The sequence below is a fragment of the uncultured Hymenobacter sp. genome, from assembly GCF_964242765.1.
Lineage (GTDB): Bacteria > Bacteroidota > Bacteroidia > Cytophagales > Hymenobacteraceae > Hymenobacter.
In genome coordinates this window covers 1-20,544 of sequence record NZ_CAXTBM010000011.1, presented here as the reverse complement: position 1 = coordinate 20,544, position 20,544 = coordinate 1, and the positions used below count along the sequence as shown (strand labels likewise).

The following is a 20,544-nucleotide window of genomic DNA, read 5'->3' as shown; positions in this document are numbered from 1 at the left end:
CCAAAGCAATTCCATATACCCCCATAAGGGCCCCTTATCAGCCCATGCTCAAGGTATAGTAGTAAGGAGTCGAGAAACAGCGCCGCTAAAAAACGAGCCGTTAAGTGCCCCTCGTTAAGACTTACGGAATAGCTTCTTACCCAGCAGCACTATCTTTTCCACTACAAACCCAATCAGGAGTCCGCCCACCGCACAGGCCAGCGCCTTGGCCAGCCAGGCCACCACCGGTAGGTGGGCTAAAGCCCGTGCTAAATCGTCTAGTAAATGGCTGGTCACCGGCAGGCCGTGGGCGATGATTTCGGCCCCGACCCACAACATGGCGGCCGTCCCCACATAACTCAAGACCGTTAAGAAGCGCGGCATCAAGTGTACGATCCCACGCCCCAGCTTTTGCGCCGCCGGGGGGTAGTGATCCTGGGCCCAGTGGAGCCCGATATCGTCGGCTTTCACGAGCAAGCCCACAAAGCCATAGACCGCGACCGTAATAAAAACGGCCACGGCCCCCATGACCACCAACTGGTTGACGAGGGGTTGGTCGCTCACCTGGCTATAGGCAATGGCCATGATTTCGGCCGACAGGATCATATCGGTGCGCACGGCACCCGCCACCCGCTCCTGTTCCAATTCCTGTGGCGTAATGTGCTGTAGCTGCTCGCTTGCTACCGGCACGTCGGGGTGCGGGCTCACCATAGCGTGCACCTTTTCATACCCTTCGAAGCATAAATAGGCCCCGCCCACCATTAGAATGGGCGTAATGGCCCACGGCGCAAAATAGCCGAGCCCCAAGGCGGCGGGCGTCAGGATCACGAGTTTATTGCGCAGCGATTTCTTTGCTATTTGATAGATAATAGCCAGTTCCCGGGCGGGGTCGAGGCCCACGACATACTTGGGCGTGACGGCCGTATCGTCGATGACAATGCCGGACACTTTGCCGGTGGTTTTGGCGACCTGAGCCGGCACGTCATCTAAACTTGCCGCGCTGGCTTTGACCAAAGCGGCGATATCATCTAAGAGCGCAAAAAGACCGGAAGCCATGTGCTGGATCGTTGTAATGGGATTTTTGTTATCAAGGGCGTTGCGGTTTAATCCTGTCCCTGGGCAGCAAGTTATGGACGTTTGGCGAGTGGGGCATTCCCTTTCTAAGTAAGCAGGGGTGGTAGCCGCAGTTGTAAATGGAAGGCCGGTCTGTGCTGGGGGCGGTAACGGCAGCGTACCACTCCAGAAGGGGTAGCGGGCAGTCAACTATAAATCAGTGGCTGAATGTGGCCTTTACTACACGAAGTCCCTGGCAGGTTGTCCGTTTGGTTATGGTGTCTGTTGTAGAACTTTTGGCTGTTAATCGCCGTGACGAGTGCTGGCTTATGGGTTAGACGGTGCCCCTAGTTTTTCGTTGATAAAGGCCGGTTGAAGGCGGCACAGGAGGCTTAGGCAGGGCTGCTGCGAGTACTAATTGCTGTTGAGGCCAATGCTTGAGCAGCTTTTTCAGATGGTAGGCCAGGGCAGCCAGCAACATCGTCTTGTGCGCACTGGCGTGGCCGCGGGTGTTGACGTGGGGCAGATAGGCCGCTAAGGCTTGCGTGCCGGAGGGAAACCTGTTGAAATCGGCCAGCACAGCAGGTTTCCGGCCGCATCTCGCCCACCAAAATATCCGTCATCAATGTTGACGAAGCGGTAGCCCGCCTCGTAAAGCCCAGAGGCCATCATGATATCGGCTTGCTCGTGGATGAGCCGCTCGTCGATATTGACGTGAAAGAAGTTCCAACTGCTCCAGCCCATGATCGGGGGCCATTGACTTTGAGCCGACGACGTTACATCCGATTTCCCTTGAAAACCATATACTCCTGCTGCTTACTGATTCTTTGTTTTACCGAATACCGCTTGAGCAACACTCAGCTACAATCCGGTAAATGCGCTTTCAGTTCTTATGCCCAGATACTTAGCCGCCTTGTGTAGCATATTGCTGCCTGTTTGCTAGCCTGGAGCCGCTGTGCTTGAGTCTGGACTCAAGCCCGGTAACTAATACACGGAGTAGGTGGTGCTTTATTTGTTCTAGTAGCTACCTAGCCTTTGGCCTTCACGCCTGAGTTCGGGGCTCGTCCTTATGAACTGATAGGCGGTCCTAACCAAACACAGAGGGGTCAACCGACTGCGCAAGGCGGCTGGCTTCCGGCTGACCCCATCAAAGCTAACTTGGCGGTTTTTCAAGCTACTCTTTCACTATCTTTTCTCTCGTAATTTGTTGCCCGCTTAGCACTTGGGCATAATAAATTCCAGTTGGAAGGCTTTCCAACGAAATGATGTTTGCGTTGTCAGTTAGAGTTTGGGAAAGCACAACAGCACCGGTGGCATTGTAGAGCTTTAACGTTGCTCCACTATGCCCATTCCCAATATTGATACTGAGCTTATTTGTTGCCGGATTAGGATAGAGCATAACCTTCAAAGTTTGCGTTGCAACTGCTTTGCCAGTCTGATTGGTACCGAGTGCTGTTGGTTTGGCGGCACTGCAAGCGCCTAGTTGGTCGCCATGAGCAAGGTGAGCCTGAACAGCCGCGGAAGCCACGCAGATTGCTGCCCCGTTGTGGCAGACCATCACCTTCTCATTTTTATTGCCACAACTCACATCCGCAACTGCGATAGTTAGTGTGGCGGATGCTGAACAGCCTTTCGCATCGGTTAGCGTTACGGTGTAAATGCCAGCCGCACCTACTTGGATCGATGGACTCGTTTGCCTGGTGTTCCAGGAGTAGGTATAGGGAGCGGTACCGCCGGCGGGCGTTACGGTAACTAGTAGCGAAGTAGGACCATACCCGATATAGAGCGTGTTTTTGGTGTCAACCGTCTGACTCACGGCATATACATCCGCAATGCTGGCGGTAAAGGGCGCATTCACTGTAACCGTGGTGCTGCCGATACTTACGTTGTGATGAATATCGGTAACGGTCCAGATGACAGTGGAAACTCCTACTTCGAAACTGCCGCCCGCATCCAGTCCCGAGCCACTTCTTACGGTAGCTCCCATGACACTATACGTAACGGTTCCCACCCCGCAATTGTCGGCAACAGCCGGGGTGGGAACCGTATAAACGCTGCCGCTGTAGCAGAGTAACTGGCTGGCAGGAGCCGTGAGTGACGGTGCGGTTTTATCGGTTACGCTCACCAGAGCGACGGTGGAAGTGCCATAGCCTTTCTCATCGGTACCAGTTAAGGTGACTGCGAGGGGTGAACCGATATCGGAACACGAGAAAGCTGTTCTGTTCAAACGCAAGGTCAGCGCGCCATTGTAGCTAAGTGAGCCGTCATCGACCAGAGCCGGCGTGATGACGGCATTCCCGTTCCCATCCACTGCTACTTCGATGTTTTTTGCTTTTACCAGTGGGGGAGCAAAGACCTGTAATTGCTGGGTTACCGGGGGCGCGGCACCATACACGGCATCGCCGCTTTGCGAGGCAGTAATCGTAGCGGAGCCGGGACCAACGATATGAATTTTTCCGTCGCTGGTAATTGTAGCAACCGCAGGATCCGAGCTAGTATAGCTTACGGGCAGCGAAGAGGAAGCGGTAGCCGCCGGATCGAAGTCCAAGTCGCCGATTTTTTTATTGGATAAACCAGCAAACGTGATGGTTTGACTTTGCTTGACATATTCTCGGTAGCCCAAATCTGGATAAGTGCCCTCGAAAGGAAGTCCTACATCTATACCGGCATCAATCAGGTCGCTGCCGGCCGCAAGAAATCCGTAACCGGCAAGTCGCCATTGGGCTGGCGCGGTTGCGTTAGCAGATTCTTATCAATGCTTTTGAAATCTGCGGCAGTCAGGGTGAGAGTAGGATTCAAAAAGCTGTTATGATCAATAGTGCACTGCGCTGGATCATAATCGGTAATATGACTTGTGCCACTAGTCGAGCGGGGCGCGAAACTGATGTTGTTTCGCAGCACATGACCATAACCAGGAACATCGGCGAGATAGTCAGCGCGGCGGTTGAGCATGTTGTAATTCGTGGCATTCATGTACGCGGTATTATTATACCAATCAATTCCGCCTAAGTGGTGATTGGCATAAAAACCGGTTGACTTGTTTTGCACGGCCAGGCACTGGCGCACCACATTCCGAGGAATTATTGCCGGAGCTCCCGGATTCGCGCTCGTACCGTACCCGCCGGCCTTGAACCCTATCCCGTTCGCTAAACTTTGAAACGAAGTGGAATAGCCGTTGTAGAACGCCCAGCAATTCTCGAACGTGATAGCAGTGGTGGAACTGATGCAATCGTACCCATCGTCGCTATTGAACCAGGCCCGGCAGCCGCGAAACACGATGCCAGTGTAATCGGCCCGGTTGGGGTGCGCGCCGAAGCCATCCACGTTGCCACCGTTGATGCCCCCACCGGCCCGGGAGGTGTAGTCGAAGTTGCGGTAGGCATCGCAGTTCAGGACGAGGGTATTGCCTCCCCGGCTTAAATAGAAGCCAATGGCCTGCCCGTCGTGCATGCTCAGTTGCTCGTAAATATTGTTGCCCCCCGCTCCCGACTGCGAAAAACAGATAGACTGTGTGTTAACGTTGGTGATGTTCACTTGCACGCCTACCACTTCCAAGCCCCGTAGGTGCAGCCACGAGCCCGTTACCTCGAAAGCATTGATGCGGTAGCCGGCCGGATTCACGTTGGTGTAGTCGAACACGGGCTGCTCGCCCGGATAGGCCCAGAAGTTGATGCGTTTTCCGGCGGTTCCGCTTTTGGTTAGCTTGGTCACATAAACGAATGGCGTAGCACCCGTAGTCTTTTCAAAAATCTGCGCTTCCTACATCCTATAGGTGCCACCTCGTACATACACGGTGTCGCCCGCCGCCACGGCCGTATGGGCCCGCTGAATAGTCAGAAACGGCGAGCTGATAACGCCTGAGTTGGTGTCGTTGCCGGAGGGTGCCACATAGTAAGTCTTGCTATGGGCTACCAAGGAACAGGCGCATAATAGTGCCGTAAGAAAAGAGGAAAGTTTGCTCATACAGTGGGTTTTGGGAATGAATTATTCGGATCGTTTTAATTTCTCTTTCCGGGTGACCTTGCGAAGAAAGCACGAGTACCAATTGAAATTTTAGCTTGCGTTGCAGCTACCACGTTCCCGTTCTTTTCGGTTTTTCCGCTTTTCCAGGCATCTGCAAGGCCTTCATGGCTGCGGCGTACCGCTTGCCTAGTTCCCGGGCTGAGGCGGTGTCGAAATGCAGCCTATCCCCTTTATCGATTAAGCCTCGGGCGGAGACCACTGCGGTAAAGGGCACTTTCTGCGGCAACTGGTTGAGGACGCGGTTGATATAAGTTGCTTTGTTGAAGTAGCCAATCTCCCCAGCTACAAAGGGCAGGTTGGGCTGTTGTAAATCGGCGCGGAGACGGTTGACCAGGACCGCTATCTTCTCCAGGTACACCGCCGCGAGCAGCGAATCGTTGTCCGATTCGCCCTGGTGCCAGAGAATGCCTTTTAATATGCCTTGCTGCATGGCCAGCCGGGCCCGTGCCAGGGCATTATCGTAGGGATGAAAAGTTTTCAGGTAAACGGCGTTAGGTTGCCACACCTTAATGGGCGAGCCCCCCACTGCACAGGGAATAAGGCCAATCGTTTGCTTGCGGTCTGACCCCTGTATTTCCTGGGCAAAGCGGATGGCTGGCCCCACGCCTGCTGCCTTGGGCTTGTCGAAATGAACTGGATCGGTAGCGGGAACCCACTGATTCGCGGAATCAAGCATTACAATTCGTGGGTGTACGGCTTTGCTTTCCGTATCTAGTGGGCCCCGACCTGCCATATTGGATTGTCCAATCAACAGGTAAACGTCGAATTTGCTATCTGCCGGCTTGTTTTGAGCGTGGAGTACTGCCGTAGCCAACAGCAAACAAATTGTAGTTATAGTTCTCATTCGCTTTAGCTACTTAGTGTAAAATCACTCAGACGGAGCCTTTCTAATCTGCTTAGGGCGTGAGAGAAGTTCCGGCTTTCTCGTAGAGCTCCACTTCCACCAACCCGAGGCTACCCTTCGGCAACTCACTGTCGGCCGCCTCCTTCTTTTTAGGCGTTACCAGCTCCGTGATGTTGTAAGCATCTTGGCTCTTGGTGGCGCCCGTTAGCTCGATGCGCACGGTTTGACCCGCGCGCGGCGAAAAGGCCGCCGTGAAGTACCCCAGGCTGGGTTCGGTGGTGCCGCGGAACACTTCCTGCCCGTCCACCAGAATGCGGATCGGGTACTGGCTCCGACGCCAGCCCGTGAGCTTCATGGCCACTTCGCTCAGGGCGGCGGGGCGCTCCAGTTCGTACTGAATCCAGGCGCCGGACTGCTGCTTGTCGCTGATCCACTCCGACAACTCGTTGTCGTCGTAGCTGCCCACCGCGTTGGCTTGATTGGAGCTGGCGGTTACGCGGCGAATGGCGAGGGCCGTGCGCGACGGGGTAAACGAGGGGCTAGTTGGAGTTGGCCCCCGTGTCAGGCGCCCCGGCACGCCTTCGGCCGGCAAAGCCTTTGCTAAGCCATTTTTCACTTCCACTGGCTTCGACTTCAAACTGACGGAAATCGTAGGTAAGCCTTCGGCGGCCGCCTGCAACTTGATGGTGCCGGCCTTGGTGGTGGAACGGAGCAATATACGGTTCACCCCACCTTCCACCGGCAGGCTCTTGCTCATAATGTAGTTGCCAGGGCCTTGGGCAATGCCGCCGCGCCACTCGGCTGGTCCACTCAGGCTGAAGTTGATTGGGCGCAAGTCCGTGGGGCAGCGGCGGCCCTGGGCATCCACCACCTCCACCTGCACCAGCGCTAAATCGGCGCCGTCGGCTTTCAACCCCACGGGGCTGAGGATGGGCGTGAGCTTGAGCGCGACGGGGGCACCGGCAGTCTGGTGCTCGGCCTGACTTACCTTTTGGCCTTTCGCGTCGTAGCTAATGGCCGTAAGCGTACCCGGCTGCCACGCCACGTTCTTGAAGGTATAAAGGAAGCGGTAGCTCGGCTCGCCGAAGCCCAGCGACTTGCCGTTGAGCAACAGTTCTACCTTCTCCCCGCTCGACACCACGGTAACGTCCTTGGTAACCCCGTCTTTGTAGTTCCAGTGCCCGATGATATGGGTGCGGGCTTTTTCGGGCTCCACCCAGCCGTCCCACATCACCTGGTGGGCATAGAAGCCGTCTTTGGCAATGCGCACGGCATCGACTTCGCCGCTGCGGCGGTAGTTCTCAGCCCCCCGATAATGTGTATTCGTGTCGGAAAATACGATGTTGACGCCGCCGGAATTCACGCGCTTGCCCGTGCCGGGCCGCTCACGCCAGTAGTCGTACCAGCGCATCACGTTCTGGCGGGCGTGGGTATCTTGATTGCGGTTGTACTCGGAGGCGTTGGCATTTTTGTAGAGTGGGCCGGCCCCATCTTGGTGGTAGGGCGGCGAAAATTCGTCCCAGTACTTGCGCAAGCCCTCGTCGCGCGAGTACTCCATGGCCCAGAGCGGATGCCGGGCACTTTTGTTGATGTAGAGCATTTCTCCGCCGTACTCGGCCTCGGCAATATCGAGCATCTCTCTAGAGCCGATGGCCCGGCCGCCGTTTGGGTCGTACTGGTCACGAATGGCTTTCATCTCCCCCATGTGCTCGGCGCTGATGCTCTCGTTGCCGGACTCGTAAAACACCACGCTCGGGTTGTTGCGGTTGTAGATGATGGCGTCGCGCATGAGCTCGGTGCGCTGCTCCCAGCGGCGACCCGTCACATCCTTTTCCGCATCGCCGGCGGGCATGGCTTGCAGCAGCCCTACCCTATCGCACGATTCGACGTCCTGCTTCCAGGGCGTGATGTGCATCCAGCGCACCAGGTTGCCGCCACTCTCCACCATCAAGCCGTTGCTGAAGTCCGAAAGCCAGGGCGGCACCGACAAACCCACGGCGGGCCACTCGTTGCTGGTGCGCTGGGCGTAGCCGTGTACCATCAGCACCCGGTCATTGAGGTAGATCATGCCGTCGCGGAAAGCGGTTTTGCGAAAGCCGGTGCGCGTATGCACCACGTCCGTGGGCTTACCGTCAACCTTGAGCGTGGTAGCTACATCGTAAAGGTAGCCGTAGCCCCAGCTCCAGAAGTTTAGTTTCTCGGCCCGGCCGCGGGCGCGCACCACTTTGGTTTCGCCTGGGGCTAAGGTGGCTTGCTCCCCTGCCAGCGTCTGCACCACTTTGCCTTCCGCGTCGGTGATGGTGGCCTCGTAGCTGAAGGTGCGCGGCGCCGGGCCTTCGTTACGTACCTGCGACTCTGTGGTGATAGTGGCTGCGCGACCCGGAATGTCGAACTCCTGAGCATAGACGTACACGCCGGTGGTGGCCAGCCCAGCATACAAGGGCAGCGTTTGATACAGGGGCTCGGTCACGTGCAGATACACGTTCTTAGGGATGCCGCCGTAATTGGCGTTGAAGTTCTTGTCGCTCCACTGATAGCCCGAGTTGCTAGCCTTTTCGTGATACTTCCAGTCGTTGTCGGTGCGTACGGCCACTACGTTTTCCTGTCCGGCGGTCTTCAAGTACTTGGTCACGTCAAAGCCGACGGCCATGGCCCCATTCTCGTGCCGCCCGACGAACTGGCCGTTCATGTAGAACTCGCCACCCTGGCGCACCCCCTCAAACTCAAGGAATACTTTTTTGCCCGCGTCGGCCTTGGGCAGCTTGAAGTGCTTGCGGTACCAGGCAACGCCGGTGCTCAGGTCCTTGATGTCCTTTTTGAACGCTTCATCTTCATTCCAGGCCCAAGGCAAGGTTACGCGTCGCCACTTGGTATCGTTGAAGCCTGGGGCTTCGGCACCAGCCGCATCACCGACGAGCACCTGCCAGCCAGGATTGAAGTTGTACTTCGTTCGCAGGTCAGCCGGGCGTTTCTGCGCCGCCAACGCTGGAGAGACCAACAACAGCAGTAGCAGAAGCCGCAGTACGGGGGAAGTTGTTCGCATAGGAAAGGGAAGATGATACTAGCTGCGGGCCTTGGATTCGACTAGAAAAAACTCGGCGGCAAAAGAATACGGCGCTTAGTTGTAGCCGGGGTTCTGCTGCCAGAAGCCGGGGTTGATGCTTAGCTCCAGCAACGGAAGCGGGAAAAGAAGATCGTGCTCGTCGAGTTGCCGCCCGAGCGGAACATTCGTTTCCCGTTTGAAGTCCATGATGGTTTGCAGGGCCGTGCCGGTTCTCACCAAGTCGAACCAGCGTTGCCCTTCCACCACAAATTCGTACCGTCTTTCTTTAAGAATAGCGGCGCGAAACGCCGCTTTGCTGGCCCTTTCCGGCGAAGTGTTCGTGTAAGCCAGGATGCCGGAACGGGTACGAATACGGTTGACTAGGGTAACCGCCAAGGCGGGCACCGGGCCACTGCTTTCCTCGTTCAGAACTTCGGCGTACATGAGGACTACATCCTCGAAGCGGATGAGGAGGAAGTTGTTCGGGTAGTCGCGGTTGTTTTGCGGGGCCGTCGTACCCTTCTCCAGAAACTTCGTGAATTGGGGCCGCCCCGCGACCAGCGCCCCCGTGGTCGGATTGCGGATAACCGAATCGATGGTAGCAGCTTTACGGCGGTCAATCTTAGGCCAGTTGGCCCCGAAAAACGCCGGCGGCACCTGAATGTCAGGCCCCCCCGCCGTGAACGGCGACCAGAAAGAAGGAAAGGTATTGCCTTGTTCCCAGGGAACCTGGCTGCCCAGGCCGGTGCCGCCCGAAATGTACTGGATTTCAAAGACGGCATACCGGTTGTCATTGGCCGTCTTGAAAAGGTCGGCAAAGTTCTGTGCCACCGAGAACGTGGCGGCCCCTTCTTGCGCATACACTTCCAGGAGCTGCTGCTTGGCCAGGGGCAGCATGCTCGCGTCGCGGAGCGGGTAGCCGTACCCCGTCAAATAGACCTTGCCCAGCAGGGCTTTGGCGGCCCACTTGGTGGCATGGCCTTTATCGGCGGCGGTATAGGCAGCGGGCAGGTTGTCCGCGGCAAATTTCAAGTCCTCGATGATGAACTGGTACACGTCGGCAATTGGCGCCTGCGGCACTTGTTGCGCTTCGGTGGCGCTGAGTACCGTTTCGGCAATAGGCACTGGTCCCCAAAGCCGTACAAGGTCGAAATAAGCCAAGGCACGCAGGAAGCGAGCTTCGGCTTTGAATTGGTTGACTCGGGCAAACGTAAATGGCTCGATCTTCTGCAACAGCAGGTTGGACCGGTATACGATCTGCGTCAAGTCCGTCCAGGTGGTTTGCAGCTGTTGCGTTTGCGAGGTGGCCGAGAAGTTACTGATGTCGCTGTAGTCGCGGGCCACCAAGGCAATATTGGTTAGAATGTTATCGGACCGCAGCTCCGACATATTCCAGTACACGTTGCTTGGCAGCGTCAGCAAGCCATTATATATGGCCGTAACGGCTTGGCTTATTTGGCCCTCGTTCTGATAGAACTGGTCGGTGGTGTTATTGGCGGCCGGCGGAATATCGAGAATGTCCTCGCTGCACGAGGTAGCCAGTAACCCGCCCAAGCCTACGGCGGCCGAGAAGGCCAGAAGTTTCAATGCTTTCATCGAAGTACTAGTGATGGGTGGGAATAGGGTTACAGCGCCAGGTTGAAGCCAATGGTGTAGGTGCGGGCTTGCGGATAGCTCCCGCTGTCGTAGCCGCCGCTCTGCACGGCCTCGGGCGAGAAGCCGCCGGTGTAGCTGTGCCAGATGTAGGCGTTTTCCAACGCCAAATACACGCGGGCACTGGCGTACAGCTTGCCTTTGGGCAGCGTGTAGCCCAGCGTGATGTTCTTGACGCGCAGGTAGTCGGATTTGTAGAGCCAGCGCGAGTCGAAGTAAGCGCCGGTGGTAGCGGTAATGCTCGGCGTCATGCCGTCGCCCGGATTAGCTTCTGATTGCCAGCGGTTGTTCCAGTTCGCGGCGTGGTTGTAATTGTAGCCCATGCCCGGCCGGTCGATAGTGCGGCCCAGAATGGAGTACAAGTAGCCCCCCTGCTGTGCGTTCATGAACACGCTCAGGTCAAAGGATTTGAAAGTGAAGGTATTAGTCATGCCGAAGGTGTACTTCGGCCGCGGGCTGCCGAGTAGCGCGCGGTCCTGATTATCGATGACGTCGTCGCCATTCTGATCCTTGTATTTCGAGTCGCCCACTCTGGTGCCGCTCATACGCGGGCCGGCATCCACTTCCGCTTGCGTCTGGTACACCCCAATGGCCTCATAGAGCAGGAAGGCCCCAATGGGGGAGCCCACTTGCAGGATGCTCGTGTTGTTTTGAAAGCCGGTCGGCACGGGCGTGTCGGTGGTGCCAAGCTTCTGCACTTCGTTTTGATTGTACGAAGCGTTGAAAGTGGTTCGCCAGGTAAATGCTCCTATCAGGTTTTGGGTGGTTACGCCCAGCTCCAAGCCTTCATTGCGCACATTGCCGATGTTGCGAAAATTCGTTGTGAAGCCCGACAGCGATACGATGGGCACGGTGTAGAGCAGGTCACTAGTCTTCTTTACGTAGTAATCAGCCGACACCTGCACCCGGTTGCTGAGCAAACTAAAGTCCAGCCCGTAGTTGAAGCTAGCCGTTTGCTCCCACCCGAGCAGGTCGTTTTCGATGTTGTTGGGGGCGTAGCCCGTGCTAGCGGCCCCACCGTACGAGTAGTTGCTCACGCCCAGGGTGGCAAACTGCGAGTTGTTGGGAATGCGGTTGTTGCCCGTCACGCCCCAACTCGCCCGAAACTTCAGGTCGGAGAGGGCCGTTACGCCCGCCATAAATTCTTCGCCCGACACCCGCCAGCCCGCCGAAACGGCCGGAAAATAACCCCAGGGCCGACCACTGCCGAATTTCGAGGATCCATCCCGGCGCAGGCTGGCCGAGAGCAGATACTTCTGCTTGTAATCGTACTGCAGCCGGGCGAAATAGGAGAGCAAGGCTTCCTGGCCGGAGCTGATATTGTTCTGGTTGGTGGTCGAGTTCGAGCGGTCAAACAGGTAGGTGAGGTCGTTGGGCAGCTGGGTGTTTTGCTGCTGCGAGTTGTCGAAGCGGGTGCGCTCCACCGAATAGCCCAGAATAGCATTCAGGTTATGGTCGCCGAACGAGCGGGTGTAGTTCAACACGCTCTGAAAGAGGTAGCGCGTGTTAAACGATTGATAGTAGCGCGAGCGGCTCAGGGCACCCTCGTTGGCGGCGGTGGCCCAGTCGCGGCTGGTATTGGTGGGGAAGAATTGCTGGTCCTGGAAATACCCGTTGTCCAACGCCCCAAGTAGTTGCAGCTGCAGCCCTTTATAAATATCAAAATTCAAACCCATGTTGGCATTGAGACGGGTACGAGTGCCCCGGACCTGGCTGCGCTCCATCACGGCGATGGGGCTGATGTAGCGGCCCGAATATTCGTAGGGCCCGTACGGCTGCGCGCCCACGTAGATACCGGCTTCCTTGGGCGCTACCGGCGGCATTTGCGCGGCATTGGCGGCTTGCGCATCATCTCCATCTACTCGGCCCAAACTCGACCATTCCATGCTCGGGGCCAAGGTCAGGGTCAGCTTGATGCCTTTGCGAACCTGAGCATCAAAGTTGGCCCGCATCGTGGCCCGCTTCAGGTTGGTGCCCAGCACGATGCCGTTCTGATCGAGGTACGACCCGTTGACGTTGTAGTTAACCTTATCGGTGCCGCCAGAAATGCCCACCGTGTATTGCTGCATCACCGCCTGGCGAAACAGGGCATCCTGCCAGTCGATATAAGCCAGGCTGTCTTGGCCGTACGCCCATTTTGGATCGTGGGTGTAGCGAAGTACATTCGCCGGGGTTACCGCTACCGTCCCGTTGCGGCTCAACCGCTGCAGGCGCACTTCCCGGGAGTCTTCGGGGCGGTTGAGCGCAGTGTTCTGACGAACCCATTCTTCATCGATGCCGTCTTTGCGCATCTGAATCCACTCCTCGGCCGACTGCACATCCAGTTTGCTTTCCACGTTCTGAATACCCGTGAAGCCCGAGAACTGCAACTTGGGGGCTCCTTTCTTGCCGCGCTTGGTGGTGACGAGCACCACCCCGTTCGAGCCGCGCGACCCGTAGATAGCGGCCGAGGCGGCATCTTTCAGCACTTCGATATTGGCGACATCGGTCGGGTTGATGCCGCGCAGATTATCTACTGGTACGCCGTCCACCACGTAGAGTGGCTCGTTGGAGGCAGTGATGGAGGCCGCACCGCGCACTCGGATTTGCAGGTCGGCCCCCGGCTCGCCTGTGGGCGTTTGCACTTCCACGCCGGGCATCTGGCCAACCAGTGCGTTTTCAATGCGGTTAACCGGCCGCTCCTCGATTTCTTTGGCCGTAATACCCGTAATGGCTCCCGTTACGTTGCCTGCTTTTTGGGTGCCGTACCCGACGACCACCACCTCGTCGAGGGCTTTGTTGTCTTCCTGCAACGTGATATTGAGCGCCGTCTGCTTGCCCACGGTTACTTCCTGACTTACGTACCCAACAAAGGAAAATGCCAGCGTTGCACCCTCGGGCACTTCCAGGGTGAAGTTGCCCTCCCCATCGGTGGACGTGCCCGTAGTAGTACCTTTCACTACCACGGTCACCCCTGGGAGTCCCGCGCCGCCGGCCATCGTAACCCGCCCCGCTATCGGCGTTGTTTTACTGGGCAGCGCACCGCTGGGCTTAGTTTCCACGATTACGTAATAGTCCGAACGCAGCTTCTGATAGCGTAGTCCCACCTGCTGCAAGGCGCTGCTTAGCTGTTCTTCCAAGCTGCCAGACTCGTTTTGCGGCACCGCACTCTTGTTGCGTACCAAGTCTGTTTTGTAGACGATGGTGGTGTTGTACTGCTTTTCCCACTGCCCGAGCAGCTCCTTGAGTGGAACGGCACGTTTGGCAACTTGGCGCTGTTGTTGGGGCGTTTGCGCAGAGGCCAGCAGTTGGGCATAGGCGCCGGCCGCCGGCGTGTGCAACAGCAGCAGGCCGGCCGCTACGGTTGCATGACGAGCCAAGGGCCCAGAAAAGGGAGTATGCAGTCGGTTCATAAAATATAGTGGGAAAGGAGTGGGAACCTTAGAGAGGCGAAAGCACTATGCGTCCGGGCTGGCGCTCGATTTTCAGGGGGAAGGAAGCTTCCAGGGCTTGGCAGAGCAGGTCTAAATCGCCCACGGGCACGGTGCCGGTGATGGTTTGCCGGTTCAGGGCCGGGTCCTGCACCACGACTTCTACCCCGTAGGTATCGCGCAGTTGCGTGGCCAACTCGGCAATGGGCGTATCGTCGAGCACTAGCTTGTTGTTGGTGAAAGCGGCGTAAGCTGGGGCCTGCACGGTCTCGTGGGTTACCTGCTTGGGTTTGGCATCGGTGGTTTGCAGCAACTCCCCCGGCTTGAGGATGACATCTGCCTGACGCTGGTCATTGAAGTCAACCCGGACCTTACCCGAGAGCAGCACTACGCGCTGCTGCGCATGCCGCCGGTAGACCGTGAATTTGGTGCCGAGCACTTCCACGTTGAAGTTGCCGGTGGTATGCACGCGGAACCGCTGGTGGTTGGGTTGGTGCTTGACCGAAAAGTACGCTTCACCGTCAAGCCATACCTCACGGGGAGTAGTGGCGTTCCAAACTGCGGCGTGGCGCAGCGTAGAGTTGGCATTCAAGGTTACCGTGGAGCCGTCGGGCAACTGCACCTCGCGCGTCTGGCCATAACGGGTAGCGTACCGCACGGGAGCGGAACTACTTGCTGGCCGGGTGGTCGTCGCCAAGCCATTTTCTGACTGGACCCGCTGCAGGTAGAGCGTGCCTCCTAGGCTGGCGGCAACGCCTACCATCGCGGCCGCGACGGCCCAGCCGCGCCAAGCGAAAGTAGCTGGGTGCTCTTCTACTGGGGGCACGTCCCAGCCTAAGCGGCGCTGCAAGTCGGCTTCCATACCGGCGTAATCTAACGTGCTTGGTTGCGCCGGTTGGTCGCTCGCCTCTAGCGAAGCTTGGTGCAAACTCATCCAGTGCCGGGCCAGAAGTTCATTCGCCGGATCTTTCAGCCAGGCCCGTACGGCCTTGGCTTCTTCCAGCGACGATTCATTCCGCACGTAGCGCATACACGCTTCAAAGTCTATTTCTGCCATAACAAGTTTTCAGCGCAAGGCTTCTCTGCCTAGTAAAAGCCAGCAAGGCGCTTCTACCCTGAAGCCACCCGAAACTTTTTTTTGCGTGCTGCTTGTCGTTCTTGTTTCAGCCAACCGTCATCAATCTATTTTGCCCCCGATGACAGCCAGGCGGCTACAGGAATCTTGCAGAAATAGAGATAAACGCCGCCAGGGTCACCTTATCCTAAAGGGCCGCTGTTTCGCTTCTTTTCGGCTAATAGACTTAAGTCGCGTGCTGATTACAGTGGGGCCATCCAGCAACTCCCGTACTGGCACATCGCAACTCCGGCTACTGGCACTTACTGCTTAGCTGCTCTAAAGGAAGTTAGTGGCTAAACTTTTTTGCGGTAGCAGGATGGCACAGGATAGTAAGTACTTACTACCGTGAGTAGCTTTAAAAACCGCTCCCACTTTTGCTTGTTTTTCCTTTGAAAATCTGCCGTGAATTTTCTGATGTAGCCTGCTTAGCGCAGCTACGCGCAAGCGAGCCACAGGCATTTACTGACCTGTTCGCCTTGTATGCCCGGGGGCTAGGCCAGTTTGTGCACGGCTATTTGAAGTCGGCGGCGGATGCCGAGGAAGTGGTGCAGGATTGTTTTTTGAAGGTATGGGAGCGGCGGCACGAGTTCGACGAAGGCATCGTGTTCAAAACCTATCTGTATACCTGCGCCTACCACGCGGTGCTCAAGCAGCTCCGTCGCCAGCGCACGTGGGTGTTTGAGGATTGCCATCAGGAACTACTTGTCACCGATGACTCGTCCACGCAGCAGATGGAATACGCCGAATTAGAAGAGCTGTATCAGGTGGCCCTAGCGCAGCTACCGCCCAAGCGCCGGCAGGTGTTTGCTCTGAGCCGGCAGGCAGGCCTCTCTTATGCTGGCATTGCCCAGGAGCTCAATATTTCCGTCAAGAGCGTGGAAACCCAAATGACCCTCGCCCTCAAATTTCTGCGCACCTACTTCCGAGCCCACGGCACGACCATTACGATAATACTCCTTTTGCTGCAAGTGTGAATTTCTACCGCTGAGCAGCGTAAGCCAAGACCAGCGGATACCCTCGGCAATTGATTGGCTTGCGTATTTCGAGCTTAGCCATGCGCGGCCGCTGACCGGCCATTTAAAGTGTACCGTTTCTACTACCAGCCGTTGATTTAGCCAGGGCGGCAAGCTAGCCTGCTAGGCAGCAAGAACACCCGTACGCTTTGCTCCTGCTTGACGCTATGCTTACTACAACCCTTTCATACGATATGACGATATGTTGCTTTTAAGAGGCGCCACCTCTATTTTGTTGTATTTCAATCGAGTGGAACTGTTGCATAACTCCTGCTGCTAACAGCAGGAGCCGATGGTAATCTAAGCAGTCGGAAAAGCTTGTATTTGCCACTTCTTATCACGTAGTAGGAAGCTAAGCAATTAGGCTTCTAATTGTCTGATGAGCTCTGCAACAGCCACACCTGTTGCTAGAATGTCACCAGCATTTCCCCACTATTAGCTGCTCTTCGTTAAAAGTTACATTTTAAGGAGGAAGGGTGTAAGAAGATGGACTGGCCACCCTGGCTTTCTGAGATCAACAAAACCAGGAAGCAAATGGGGGTAACAGAATTACTCTCCCTTAGCTTGGAACGGACGCCTGTCCCGCTTCATAGCCTTATTGTAGGCCATCGAGCACCATACACTGCTCAGGCCGGGAGGAAGGCGCTTTGTTCCCCAGAATACGTGAGGGTGAGCTGGTGCATGGCCCGGGTGCAGGCCACGTAGAGCATGCTCTTGTCCACCTCCGTTTGGTACGTGCGCGCAGAGACAAACGGTACCACTACTGCATCAAACTCCAGGCCCTTGGCCAAGTGAGCGGTGGTAATGATAACGCCTTCCTTGAACGTGGTGGACTCCTCCGTGAGCAAATACACGCCGGGGGCCTGCAGGGCCTCGTACGCCTGCTTGGCCTGCCGCAGCGTCTTGCAGATAACCCCCAAAGAATGGTGACCGGAGCCGGGAAAGTCCGCCAGCATCTGCCGAAGGGCCTGCAATTCCTCGTCCCGGGTGCTGAAGCGGGCCACGGTGGGCGCGGGGCCGTGCCGTTCCAGTGGGAGGATGTTGGGATTGGGCGTAATGCGCTGGGCGAAGGTTGTAATTTCGATGGTGGAGCGGTAGCTGCGGTAAAGCCGGACCACATCGGCCTGCGGAAAAACCCGTTCGATGGTTTCGGCCGAGGACGCGCTGTACGGGTTTACCGTCTGGCTCACGTCGCCGAGAATGGTTTTGCGGCAGTGGAACAGGCGCGAGAGCACAGCGTACTGTACGGGCGTGTAATCCTGCATTTCGTCGATCAGCAGGTGCTTGACGTGGTCGTAGCCGGGCAGGCCTTCCAGGCGGATGCGCAGGTAAAGCAAAGCAAACACGTCGGCATATTCTAGGGGCTGGCCAGGGTGGAGCTTGAGCAGTTCGGGCCGGCCGATCCAGCGGTAAAAGTCCCGGTAGAGGTCCGCCACGTTGTGCAGCCGGAACATGCGGGGTAGGGCTTCCCCAATCGTGCCTTTTTCCGGGCCCGTGAGCTTGCGGCCGGCGGCGTCGCGCACGAAGGCCCGCACGTCGTTGGCTACCAGCGCAAACCGTTTCAGCAGCGGCACCCGGTGGTAGGTCCGAAACTTCTGCTGGATGAAGGCGGCGGGCACCACGGTCCGGCCCACCCGCAGTTCGGTCACGGTGAAGTAGGTATTCTCGATGTGAAGCAGGTACTGATTTAGCTGACTCAGGAACTCAAACGACGATTTGAACCGAATGCGCTCGATAAATGCCGCGTCGTGTTGCTCCAGCAGGGCTGTTACCTGCTCAAAAAACGTCTGGAACTGGTACCGGCCTTCGAGCAAGTCGGCCGCCAGTTCTTCCATGCCCATTTCCGGCAGGTGCTCTTCGCCGAGCTCGGGCAGCACGTTGGAAATATAGTCGGCAAAGACCTTGTTGGGGGAGATGATGAGAATGTCCTTGGCGGCAATGGTTTCGCGGTAGCGGTAGAGCAAAAAGGCAATGCGGTGCAGGGCAATGGAGGTTTTGCCCGAGCCGGCGACGCCTTGAATCACCATCACCGTGGCCTCCTCGTTGCGGATTACCGCATTCTGGTCGCGCTGGATGGTGGCGACGATGTTCTTCATCTTATCGTCGGAGGACTTGGCCAGCTCCTGCTGCAACACGTCGTCGTGGATGTTCACGTCGCTGTCGAGCAGGAATTCCAGGCGGCCGTCGCGGATTTTGTACTGCCGCTTTAGCTCGATGCGGCCGTACACCGTACCCGACGGGGTGGCGTAGGAGGCGTCGCCCAGCTCGAAATCGTAGAACAAAGAGGAAACAGGCGCGCGCCAGTCGTAGATGACGTTCTGGCGCTGTTGCTCATCGAAAAAGGAATGCACCCCAATGTAGACCGGCACGGCGGCTTGGTTCGGCGTCCCGAAATCGAGGCGGCCGAAGTAGGGGGACTGCACCAGCTTGAGCAACCGGCGCTTGCGGGCCACGGCTCCTTCCCCAGTCAGGGCCATGCGGTTGATGGACTGGTCAGCGGCCACCATATCGGCCTCGTCCATGCCAGACTGGTGCTCGTGGATGTACTCTTTCTTCTGCCGCAGTTCGGTGGAGTGCTGCCGGACGGCGTCATCCACCCGGCGCACGGCCAGCGTCAGCTTCTCCTTGATTTCTTCCAGGTATTCTTTCTCTGCTTGCTCGGTGGTGTTTATCACGGGCTGCTCTTGGTAAACGAACCGCAAAGGTGACGGCAAATTCTGGGCTACTGAAGCGTTCTAGGTAGTTTATTCCGTGTGGGGCCTCGGCTGGATACTCAGGTGGATGTTTCACGGTTCATCCCTCAGCAGGAGCTTCTCGTCGTAGCACTTAGGCAGGGTGGTCTACAGGCTCAATGCCCCATTGGCTTAGGTGCTTAACAGGACCGGGGTGGCTTGATTCTTGGGGCCTCTGTATCAGCCTTTAGCTACCTTAAAAAGCACCTAAAGACATAGTCCAACAAGTCATAGTGGCTATTGCAGAATTCGCTAACGGTAAGGCTTAAGTAGGCCGACGAAGCGAGCAGGGCTGAAAAGGAGGCTCCACACGCTTTATAGAGCACTCGAAGTAGGCGGGGATGCGTCTTGAAGAGTTCTGCAACAGCCACAATAGTGGCTGTTGCAGAACTCGTAATAGGTGCTCTGATGAAGGGGGCCCTTCGACCGCTCGCTTTCGCCGTAGGGTTAGCGTTCTGCCCCAGCCACGAGGGTTTCTAGATGGCTCGCCTACTTATGCCCAAGCCAAGCCCCTACCGGTTCTTTTCATTATCTCGAAAGGGAGGAATACCCAGGTAGTGAAGGTAGCGGTAAATCGTGGCCCGGCCCACGCCGAGCAGGCGACTGATCTGCGCCACCGTTTTGTTTTTCTTTACATACAAAGTTTTGGCCGCCTGCGCTTTGGAGAGAGCCTCCACGGTCAAGCCTTTGGGCCGGCCCGGCGCCGACGCACCTGGGCCGCCCGCCCGGGTGCGGGGCCGCTCCCGCTCTAATTCAGCCAGCACGGCCACCAGCGTAAAGAGCCCCTGCCCGGCCGGGGTGGTTGTGTCCAGCTGGTCCTGCAGGCTGACGAAGTGCACGCCGTGCTGCGCCAAGCCGTGCAGCAGTGCTAGCACGTCTTTGAGCGAGCGTGCCAGCCGGTCGAGCTTCCAGACGACGAGCGTATCGCCCGCGTGTAATTGCGTTAGCAGTTGCCGCAGCGCGGGGCGCTCTTTGCCAGCGGCCGCTTCTTCCTCGACAAGGCAGGCGCAGCCGTAAGCACGCAAGGCCTCCACCTGCTGGGCCAGGGGGTGGTCGGGGGTCGTCTGCCGGGCATAACCGTACACCATGTGAGAAACTCAAAAAAGGAAACTGCTTGGCTCAAGCGAGGCGCTGAGCCCATTGCTCGCCCGCTGTTAGCGTATTGGGTCCAGCCCGGCTCCGGGTAGGATGCTTCTTCTGGTTGTTGTGAGCGCCGGCCCTAGCTGTGCAGGAGGCGATGCTTTTGCGCCTTGTACTCGCTGAAGGGTATCAGCTCGGACTCCGGCTCGGGCCGCTCCCCTCGAGAAGTGGCTACCGAAGGGGCGAGCTGACCCGTGCGCGCAAAGCGCCGACAGAAGCCCAATAGCAGCCCGAGCAACAAAAACAATACTACGTAACAGTCGGTTCCGGCAAGCGTGCCGAGTAAGAATAGGGTCGCCATCATAGGGAGAGATAAACGGTACGCGTAGCAATTAGCACGATAGGCTGGGGGTTTCTTCTCAACAGAACTGCACCTGGCGGCCTGCTACTCGCTCGCGGGCGCGCAGCTTGTGCGCCCCCTCCCCTGCTGCTAACGCCACGTGTCAGGCCAGCAAGAAACCGGTGAAGTGCGCGACCCCTATCCGGGCAGCCGCTGCCCGGATAGGGGTCGGCGACTAGGGCGCCAGCCAGGGCTTT

General features: G+C 57.3%; 12 protein-coding genes and 1 pseudogene. 1 reads left to right on the top strand and 12 read right to left on the bottom strand.

The genetic code is table 11. The features are described 5' to 3' along the window. Positions 1-114: 114 nt before the first annotated feature. The 9 genes and pseudogenes from ACFE7X_RS06390 to ACFE7X_RS06350 form a co-directional block, all read right to left on the bottom strand. The gene (locus ACFE7X_RS06390; RefSeq protein WP_375434837.1) at positions 115-1,035 is read right to left on the bottom strand and encodes a DUF808 domain-containing protein; all 921 of its coding nucleotides are present in this window, start codon (positions 1,033-1,035) and stop codon (positions 115-117) included. 531 nt (positions 1,036-1,566) lie between these two features. After that, the gene (locus tag ACFE7X_RS06385; protein WP_375434836.1) at positions 1,567-1,776 is read right to left on the bottom strand and encodes a hypothetical protein; all 210 of its coding nucleotides are present in this window, start codon (positions 1,774-1,776) and stop codon (positions 1,567-1,569) included. 430 nt (positions 1,777-2,206) lie between these two features. Next, entirely contained in the window at positions 2,207-3,655 is a 1,449-nt protein-coding gene (locus ACFE7X_RS06380) for a T9SS type A sorting domain-containing protein (RefSeq protein WP_375434835.1), read from the bottom strand. A gap of 50 nt (positions 3,656-3,705) precedes the next feature. Continuing rightward, positions 3,706-4,995: pseudogene (locus ACFE7X_RS06375) on the bottom strand (right-handed parallel beta-helix repeat-containing protein). Between the two features lie 106 nt (positions 4,996-5,101). Next, on the bottom strand, positions 5,102-5,899 hold the full coding sequence (locus ACFE7X_RS06370; RefSeq protein ID WP_375434834.1) for a sialate O-acetylesterase: 798 nt from the start codon (positions 5,897-5,899) through the stop codon (positions 5,102-5,104). 52 nt (positions 5,900-5,951) lie between these two features. Further along, positions 5,952-8,942, bottom strand: coding sequence for a glycoside hydrolase family 2 protein (locus ACFE7X_RS06365; RefSeq protein WP_375434833.1), 2,991 nt, complete (start codon positions 8,940-8,942; stop codon positions 5,952-5,954). A 75-nt stretch (positions 8,943-9,017) separates the two neighbouring features. Beyond that, positions 9,018-10,538, bottom strand: a complete 1,521-nt coding sequence (locus ACFE7X_RS06360; RefSeq protein ID WP_375434832.1) for a RagB/SusD family nutrient uptake outer membrane protein — start codon at positions 10,536-10,538, stop codon at positions 9,018-9,020. 29 nt (positions 10,539-10,567) lie between these two features. Continuing rightward, entirely contained in the window at positions 10,568-13,987 is a 3,420-nt protein-coding gene (locus ACFE7X_RS06355; RefSeq protein WP_375434831.1) for a SusC/RagA family TonB-linked outer membrane protein, read from the bottom strand. A gap of 28 nt (positions 13,988-14,015) precedes the next feature. Beyond that, positions 14,016-15,062: a FecR family protein gene (locus tag ACFE7X_RS06350; protein WP_375434830.1), complete on the bottom strand. Its 1,047-nt coding sequence runs from the start codon at positions 15,060-15,062 to the stop codon at positions 14,016-14,018. A gap of 449 nt (positions 15,063-15,511) precedes the next feature. Between ACFE7X_RS06350 and ACFE7X_RS06345 the strand changes: the two genes are divergently transcribed. Further along, complete coding sequence (locus ACFE7X_RS06345) at positions 15,512-16,096, top strand: RNA polymerase sigma-70 factor (protein WP_375434829.1); 585 nt, start codon at positions 15,512-15,514, stop codon at positions 16,094-16,096. 665 nt (positions 16,097-16,761) lie between these two features. Here the strand turns inward: ACFE7X_RS06345 and ACFE7X_RS06340 are convergent. From ACFE7X_RS06340 to ACFE7X_RS06330, 3 genes are all read right to left on the bottom strand, one after another. Next, positions 16,762-18,849 (bottom strand): HelD family protein, encoded by a 2,088-nt coding sequence (locus ACFE7X_RS06340; RefSeq protein ID WP_375434828.1) that lies wholly within the window; start codon positions 18,847-18,849, stop codon positions 16,762-16,764. Positions 18,850-19,379: 530 nt separating this feature from the next. Further along, positions 19,380-19,955, bottom strand: a complete 576-nt coding sequence (locus tag ACFE7X_RS06335) for a recombinase family protein (protein WP_375434827.1) — start codon at positions 19,953-19,955, stop codon at positions 19,380-19,382. Between the two features lie 131 nt (positions 19,956-20,086). Then, complete coding sequence (locus ACFE7X_RS06330; protein ID WP_375434826.1) at positions 20,087-20,311, bottom strand: hypothetical protein; 225 nt, start codon at positions 20,309-20,311, stop codon at positions 20,087-20,089. Positions 20,312-20,544 lie beyond the last annotated feature (233 nt).